The sequence below is a fragment of the Planobispora rosea genome (assembly GCF_014648175.1).
GTDB lineage: Bacteria > Actinomycetota > Actinomycetes > Streptosporangiales > Streptosporangiaceae > Planobispora > Planobispora rosea.
Map to the genome: position 1 here is coordinate 217,038 of NZ_BMQP01000010.1, position 6,643 is coordinate 223,680.

Here is a 6,643-nt window from a genome sequence, read left to right on the forward strand (position 1 = left end):
GGTCACTCCTCGGGCCTGGTCAGCTTGGGACGATCGATCTTGTCCCCCTCGGGCGGGTAGGCGGGAGCGCGGTTGAGATAGCGCTGCTCCGCCCTGCGCAAGACGTCCGGCAGCATGTCCCTGAAGTCGTCGAACGTGGGGATGTACGGCCTGGCCTCCGGCTCGGCCAGCTTGTTGCCCAGGGCCGCCCGGAGGTGGCTCCTGAGCAGCTCCTGGTGCTCGGTCGTCTCGGGATCGTCCCGGTTCCAGGGGACCATGACGGTCACCCAGGGCCGGCCCGTCCGGTCCACCGGGCCCAGCACCCGCCTGCACGCCTCGCCGGGGGTCGCCCACGGGTCCACCAGCACCACCCCGGGCGCGTGCGAGTCGTCCGCGGAGAGCATCTCGGCGTGCTCGTCCAGGGAACCGATCTCCGGCAGGAACCCGCGCGAGCGCGCCACCTCCGCGACGCAGGCGGCCAGCGGCCTCGACTCGTCACCGCTCCGGTAGGGGTCCCACTGGGACGGCGTCTCGCCGTAGTAGAAGGGGCTGCGTCCCGGCGGCATGCTCCCGTGGTCGGGCGCCACGACCGTCACCGTGATCGGCCGCTCCGGCGTGCTGTCGGCGAAGACACTCCGTGCCTCGGTGAAGTTGGGGATGTCCGCCCGCGGCATCGGGGTGTTCTCCGCCACCTCGATGATCCGCCGCCCGAGCTCGTGGACGGCGTTCTGGTAGTGGTCGCGGTACTTCTTGAGCTTCATGATCCCGTAGAAGCCCTTCTCGGCGTAGTGCCTGCCGAGATCGGCGTGGTTGAACTGGATGTCCCGCGCGACCTGCGGCATCCACTCCACCCGGACCGGCGTCCAGAGCGCGGGCACGATCGCGTCGGGCATCACCCCGCCGGCCGCGACATGGTCGCTGGCGCGGTTCACGAAGGAGGCCCACTCCTTGCCGCACGCCTCACTCTCGAAATACCGGGGCGAATAGAGAGGGACGAACACCCGGCAGCTGGAGAGCTGCTCGGACAGGGTCCGCGGCCAGTTCTCCCCCGTCCGCAAACCCCGGTCCATGTATCCCGCCGCACCGGCGGGCAGGCCGGTGTGATGCATGATGTAGTCGCAGAGCGCGCGGAAGAGTTTCTCGACCCACTGATTGGGATCGCCGTAGTCCGTCCCGTCGTGCGGGGGGACGTGGGCGTAACTGAGGAAGAAATACGGCCCTGGAGAACCCCCCGCAGGGTACGGCGCAGTCATCCGCCTCCTCCCGTATGGAATCACTATAGAAACGCGACATTTATTGGAAAAGTGTCAGGCGCGCGTTTTCCGTGTTTCCTGCGGGGATCGGGAGATCTCCGGGATTACGGGCGTCCCGGGGGCGAGGTGGCGGCCGTCCATCTCCGCCGGTGATCGCGCGCGGAACGGGCCGCGGCCTCCAGGACCGCCGCCGGGACCGGTTCGTCCAGCCACGGGGTGACCGCGTGCCGCATGCTCTCCACGAAGCGCGCGCCCAGCGGGGTCAGCGCGCCGGACAGGGCGAGCGTCTCGATGGCCTCGGCCGTGTCCCGCCGCCAGCGGGCGAACTGCGCCTGCGCCGGATCGGGCGCCGAGTGCCTGCGGGCCCGCCAGAAGTCGGTGACCGCGATGTGCGCGTAGGTGCCCTGGAGCAGGCCCTCCAGCGGCCGGGGGTCGTCCCGCCAGGGCGCGTAGAACAGCCGGGTGTCCTTCTCGTCGTAGAGATCGAGGATGTCCAGGATGGCGCCCATCTTGACGTGCTGGAACTCATGGATGACGAGGAGCGCGAGCGTGGCGGGGTCGTCGGGCAGCGCCGCGGCGACGGCGCCGAAGGCGTGCCGCGCGGTCGAGCTGACCTCCCGGCCCTCGGGCGCCGGGGTGAGCGGCATCAGCGTGGTGAGCCCGGCGCGCAGGCCCGGGGCGTACTCGGGGTGGTCGGACTCGATCAGCGCCCACGCGCGCTCGAACGCCGACTGCCAGGCCGCGGCCTCCTCCCCGGTGAGGCGGGCGGCGGCGGGCCACTGGTGGCAGTCCCGGAACGGGTCGGTGTCCTCAAGCGCGACGGAGAAGTCACCGGCCGAGAGCCGCCGGACGGGGTGCCAGGCCGGCCCGCCGCCACCCGGAGTGATCACGCCGAGAGCCCCGTGCCCGGGGAGCCGGAAGGAGCCCCCCTCCGCCTCCAGCCGCGCCGTACGGCGGGAGCCCGGTTCCGCGCCTCCCGGGTCCACCTCCAGGACGCCCAGCGTGGGCAGGTGCACCGAGCCGCCGAGCACCTGGACGTCGAGGGCGGCGGTGACGCCCGCGCGGATCGCGGCGGCGGCGGCGACGTTGGCCAGATGGCCCGCGTGCCCGCGGTCCCTCAGGCACTCGGCGGCCCAGACCCGCACGTAGGGGTGGGCGAGCACGGCGTCGACCACGCCGGGATGCGTGCCGTCCAGCGTGGCGATCAGCTCCCACGCCCCCCGGGCGGCGGTTCCGTCGCCGGCGGCCGGGCTCACAGTCCGGTTCGCAGCCGGGTTCGCAGCCGGGTTCGCAGCCGGGTTCGCAGCCGGGTTCGCAGCCGGGTTCGCGGCCGGGTTGACGGCCGTGTTGACGGCCGCCAGCAACGCCCGCCGCAGGCTGCGCTGCGACTCGGCCAGGTGGAAGACCTCGTGCCGGCCGCCCCGCCCGGAGGCCAGTGCGTCGACGGCGGCGGCGGGAACGGTGTGCGTGGGAGCGGACATCCTCTTCCTGCGGCGGATGTGGGTGATGAGTTTGAACAGGTCGGCGGAGAACACGCTGGGGTTGGCGAAGCCCGAACCGGTCCGGTAGCGGTGGGCGTAGAGCCCGCCCCCGCAGCTGTCCACGACCGGACACGCCCGGCACTCGTCACAGAGACCGTCGAGGCCCTGCTGCCGGGCCAGGATGCCGGTGTGCCGGGCGACCTCGTCGAGGGTGTGGCGCAACACGTGCAGGCCGGTCCCGGGCGCCCCGTCGAAGGCCGTCTTCAGCGAGTCGGCCTGCTCGTAGCTCCCGTCGGTCTCGATGACGACCAGGTCGGACGGTTGCAGGCCGAGCGACTCGGTGAGACTCGACCCGCCGCCGAGGGTTCTGATGATCGACTCGAACATCCTGACCGGCGGGGAACCGCCCTCGGCCGTCCACGCCTCGAAGACGGTGATCAGCCAGTCGGCGTAGGCGGTGGGCGCCGGGCGCGGCGGCGGGTCGTCCCACGTGGCGTGCGGGAGGAGGAAGTCGATGTGAGGCGGGTCGAGCGCGGCGAGCGCGCGGTAGACCGCGACCGGGTCGTTGGCCACGTCGATCGTGCACAGCAGCCCGGCGTACAGCTCGGGCCGGGAGCGCAGCATTTCGACGGCGCGGACGACCAGGTCGTAGCTGCTGCGGCCGTCGGCGAAGCGCCGGTGCCTGTCGTTGGCCGCCCGGTCGCCGTCGAGCGAGACGCCGACCTTGATCCCGTACTCGGCGAACACCTCGCAGAAACGCTCGTCGAGCAGGACACCGTTGGTGTGGATGCGCAGGTCGAGCTCGCAGAGCCCGCCGAGCCGGGACCGGAGCTCGGCCGCGATCCGGCCGAGCCGGTCACGCCCGGCCAGCAGCGGCTCGCCGCCGTGCATGACCACGTGCACGGTGTCGAGCCCGTGTTCCTTGACGTGTTCGGCGATACGCAGTGCGGCCCAGAAGACGATCTCGTCGGAGATCACCTTGGGTCTGCCGCGCCAGCTCTGGTCGGCGTGCTCATAGACGTAACAGTGGTCGCACGCGAGGTCGCACCGGCTGTGGACCTTGAGGACGAACTGCCGGAACGGCACGAAGGGCCCGCTCATGGCGGTGGCCCTCCCCGCCCGTCAGATCGACGAGTTGAAGGCAGCCACCGGAACGCGCCGGATCTCCGACGCGTCGGGAAGGAGCCTGCGCACGATCTCGTCGAACTCAGCCTCACGGACGAGCGAGAGCGGGACATCACGCAGATCCCGGACATCCGATGCGATTTCGGTCTGCTTCTCATCCGTCGCGTTCATATCCTCAAACCGCTCTATGGGCCGACCAGGCACGACAGGAGCCTGGATCGGGGGGATGTAAAGAAAAGTGAGAACTCAAGCGAATTCTAACGCGGCAAAGGTACATCCCCTCAGAGGGGGCGAGCGGGAAGACAGTGAAACATTACACACCCGTTACACGGACCTGCCTAGCCCAAGCGACTAAGGAGCCGTTCGTCCTTTTTGTTAGTTCTTGCGCATCTAGTACCTCACTGATGAGGTAAGAGAGATAGGGGAGAAACAGGGCACGTTTTGCCGAACCTGCGAACTTCCCGCAGCCGGGACGGCCCATGGGACGCCCGGGACGCCCCGTCCGTCCGGACGGCCCCCGGGATGGCGCCGCACCGGCCCTCCCGGCCAGGTGTCCGCGGTATCCGCGGTATCCGCCTCCCCGTTTAGCTGGAACGGCCCCATCCGGGAAAGACTCTCTGGCACGGCCCTCAACGCCTCGCGCCGCGAGAGCACACGCACCACGCACCCAGGAGCGCTTGATGAACAGGCTCAAGGACGCCACAAGTCCCTACCTGCTGCAGCACGCCGACAACCCGGTCCACTGGTTCGAGTGGGGCCAGGACGCCTTCGACGAGGCCAGGCGCCGGGACGTACCGCTGCTGATCAGTGTGGGCTACTCGGCCTGCCACTGGTGCCACGTCATGGCCCACGAGTCCTTCGAGGACGAGGAAACGGCCACACTGATGAACGAGCACTTCGTCAACGTCAAGGTGGACCGCGAGGAACGGCCGGACGTCGACGCCGTCTACATGAACGCCACGCAGGCGATGACCGGTCACGGCGGGTGGCCGATGACCGTCTTCGCCACCCCGGACGGCCAGCCCTTCTACACCGGCACCTACTTCCCCCGGCCTCACTTCCAGCGCCTGCTGACCGGAGTGTCGAACGCCTGGAACGGCGACCGCGAGGCCGTCCTCACCCAGAGCGGGAAGATCGTCGAGGCGCTGAGCGAGCACGCGGCGTTCCCGGCGGGCCCGCTGCCCACACAGGAGATCCTCACCGGGGCGGTCCGGAACCTGGCCGCCTCCTTCGACCCCGGCCGCGGCGGATTCGGCGACGCCCCCAAGTTCCCGCCCTCGATGGCCCTGGAGTTCCTGCTGCGGTACGGCGCCGCCGCCGGGACGCCCGAGGCGGAGACGGCACTGTCGATGGCCGGGCGGACGCTGGAGACCATGGCCCGGGGCGGCATCTACGACCAGCTCGGCGGCGGGTTCGCCCGCTACAGCGTGGACGCCGAGTGGGTGGTGCCGCACTTCGAGAAAATGCTCTACGACAACGCGCTGCTGCTGCGGGTCTACACGCACTGGTGGCGCTCCACCGGCTCGGACCTGGCCAGACGGGTGGCGCTGGAGACCGCCTCCTTCCTGCTGGCCGAGATGCGCACCCCGGAGGGCGGCTTCGCCTCGGCGCTCGACGCCGACAGCGAGGGCGTCGAGGGCAAGTTCTACGTCTGGACCGTGGACGAGCTCCAGGAGCTCCTCGGCGAGGAGGACGGCGACTGGGCCGCCGGGGTGTTCGAGGTCACGGGCGCCGGGACGTTCGAGCACGGCACCTCGGTGCTGCAACTGCTGTCCGACCCGGACGACCCCGCACGGTTCGAGCGGGTCCGCGCCGCCCTGCTCCAGGCCCGCTCCCACCGGGTACGGCCCGGCCGCGACGACAAGGTGGTCGCCGCCTGGAACGGCCTGGCCATCGCCGCCCTCGCCGAGACGGGTGCCCTGTTCGACCGGCCCGACCTGGTGGAGGCGGCGCGGACGGCGGCCGTCCTTCTGGACGAGCTGCACATCCAGGACGCGAGCGGCCCCGGCGGCCTGGGTAACCCGGACAGCGCGGAGACCGCCGGCGTCTCCGGGACCGTCCGGCTGCTGCGCACCTCCCGCGACGGACGGGCCGGAAGCAACGCCGGCGTGCTGGAGGACTACGCGGACCTGGCCGAGGGCCTGCTCACCCTGTACGGGGTGACCGGGGAGACACGCTGGTTCCAGCGGGCCGACGAGTTGCTGGAGACCGTCCTCACCCACTTCCCCGACGGCTCCGGCGGGTTCTTCGACACCGCCGACGACGCCGAGCGCCTCTTCCAGCGCCCGCAGGACCCCACGGACAACGCGACCCCCTCCGGCCAGTTCGCCGCCGCCGGGGCGCTGCTGTCACACGCGGCGCTGACGGGATCGGCCCGGCACCGCGAGGCGGCGGAGGCGGCGCTGGGCACGGTGAGCGTCCTGGCCGCCCGCCACGCCCGGTTCGCCGGGTGGGGCCTGGCTGTGGCGCAGGCCGCCGTCTCCGGTCCCGTCGAGGTGGCCGTGGTCGGCCCCCGCGACGATCCCGCCACCGCCGCCCTGCACCGAACCGCCCTGTCGTCCACCCTCCCGGGCCTGGTCGTCGCCCTCGGCGAGCCCGGCCTGTCCAGCGTTCCCCTGCTCGCGGGACGTGGTCTGGTGAACGGCTCCCCGGCGGCCTACGTCTGCCGGGGCTTCACCTGCAGACTGCCCGTGACCACTCCTGCCGCCCTGGAGGAGGAACTCAGCCGGTCCTGAAATCTCCACGGCTTAGTGACTGTTGCGAAACGTCCTCCAAGAGAGTGAGCGTTCGTTGAAGATCACTCTC

General features: G+C 71.0%; 4 protein-coding genes. 1 reads left to right on the forward strand and 3 read right to left on the reverse strand.

The features are described from left to right. Positions 1-2: 2 nt before the first annotated feature. The 3 genes from IEZ08_RS13015 to fxsA all read right to left on the reverse strand — a co-directional run bounded on the left by IEZ08_RS13015 (position 3) and on the right by fxsA (position 4,009). Positions 3-1,232 (reverse strand): TIR-like protein FxsC, encoded by a 1,230-nt coding sequence (locus IEZ08_RS13015; protein WP_068927205.1) that lies wholly within the window; start codon positions 1,230-1,232, stop codon positions 3-5. 104 nt (positions 1,233-1,336) lie between these two features. Next, positions 1,337-3,814 carry an FxsB family cyclophane-forming radical SAM/SPASM peptide maturase gene (locus tag IEZ08_RS13020; protein WP_189242201.1) on the reverse strand — a complete coding sequence of 826 codons (2,478 nt, stop codon included), beginning with the start codon at positions 3,812-3,814 and terminating at the stop codon, positions 1,337-1,339. Between the two features lie 21 nt (positions 3,815-3,835). Next, the gene (fxsA, locus tag IEZ08_RS13025) at positions 3,836-4,009 is read right to left on the reverse strand and encodes an FxSxx-COOH cyclophane-containing RiPP peptide (protein WP_068927209.1); all 174 of its coding nucleotides are present in this window, start codon (positions 4,007-4,009) and stop codon (positions 3,836-3,838) included. 509 nt (positions 4,010-4,518) lie between these two features. On the opposite strand from fxsA, the gene IEZ08_RS13030 reads away from it, so the two are divergent. Continuing rightward, positions 4,519-6,573, forward strand: a complete 2,055-nt coding sequence (locus IEZ08_RS13030) for a thioredoxin domain-containing protein (protein ID WP_189242202.1) — start codon at positions 4,519-4,521, stop codon at positions 6,571-6,573. Positions 6,574-6,643: the final 70 nt, after the last annotated feature.

Excerpts from the sequence above, each read along its gene's own strand:
- IEZ08_RS13015 (WP_068927205.1), bottom strand. The coding sequence starts at position 1,232 with ATGACTGCGCCGTACCCTGCGGGGGGTTCTCCAGGGCCGTATTTCTTC.
- IEZ08_RS13020 (WP_189242201.1), bottom strand. The coding sequence starts at position 3,814 with ATGAGCGGGCCCTTCGTGCCGTTCCGGCAGTTCGTCCTCAAGGTCCAC.
- fxsA (WP_068927209.1), bottom strand. The coding sequence starts at position 4,009 with ATGAACGCGACGGATGAGAAGCAGACCGAAATCGCATCGGATGTCCGG.
- IEZ08_RS13030 (WP_189242202.1), top strand. The coding sequence starts at position 4,519 with ATGAACAGGCTCAAGGACGCCACAAGTCCCTACCTGCTGCAGCACGCC.